Source organism: Candidatus Aquicultor sp. (genome assembly GCF_054640775.1).
Genome location: NZ_JBTSLF010000238.1, coordinates 1 through 893 on the forward strand (window position 1 = coordinate 1; position 893 = coordinate 893).

Below are 893 nucleotides of genomic sequence, written 5' to 3' on the forward strand. Positions count from 1 at the left end.
ACATATCTTTGTTCCATCGGATTAAACGATTATTCGTATTGTTGGTGACGGCGGAAGTCTGGGCATAGGTTTCAATATGCGGGTCCAATGATCGGGGCTCGGCCATAACCGTCCGGTAAACACCTCCGTATTGCGGCCCGGCAGCGGCATAGGTTGACGGCAGGCTTATGACTGAAGCTAAAAATAAGACCATAATAAAAATCGGGATTTTGTTTTTCATTTTCATTTTTCCTTCCTGTTTTTAATATTGTTTATAATTCCCTGAGATTCCAATTCCTCAATTTCCTTCAACCCCAGGCCGGACAGGGCTGAGAGCATTTCCCTGGTGTGCTCCCCCAGAACAGGAGCCCCTCTTTCCGGCCCGGCCGGAGTTCTGGAAAATTTCATAGGGGTATTGACCACTTTCATCATTCCCTTCTCCGAGCCGGGGTTCGGCAGATCGACAAACATATTTCTTGAGATCAGCAGGGGATCATGGGCACTGTCGGCCACGCTGTTCAACGGGCCACAAGGCATTCCGATCGGCTCAAACTCTTCGATCCATTCCCGGGTGGTTTTCTTTTTCAAGGCCTCGGAAAAAATGGGCTCCAGTTCCTTATTGTATTTATACCGGGTCCTTGGATTATGAAATCTTTCATCGTTCAAGAGATCCAGACAATCAATTTTCTCCAGAAATAGCGCCCATTGTTCGATGGGTCCGGTAGCCACCAGGACGATATGCCCGTCTTTAGTGGGAAAGGCCTGAAAGGGGGTCAGAAGCGGGTGCTTACTCCCCAACCGTCGAGGTTCTTCGCCGGTGGCAAAATAACGGACAAAGGCATTTTCCTCCAGGGCCACTACCGAGTCCACCATACTGATATCAATCATCTGCCCCAATCCACTTTCCATTCTTT

2 protein-coding genes are annotated in these 893 nt (G+C 48.8%); both read right to left on the reverse strand.

The genetic code is table 11. From position 1 onward, the window contains the following. On the reverse strand, window positions 1-226 hold a 226-nt coding region (locus ACYC56_RS13410; protein ID WP_461374678.1), incomplete at its 3' end, for a hypothetical protein. After that, window positions 223-893 (reverse strand): CoA transferase (locus ACYC56_RS13415; protein WP_461374679.1); only part of this gene is annotated, 671 nt, incomplete at its 5' end. The genes ACYC56_RS13410 and ACYC56_RS13415, both read right to left, overlap by 4 nt.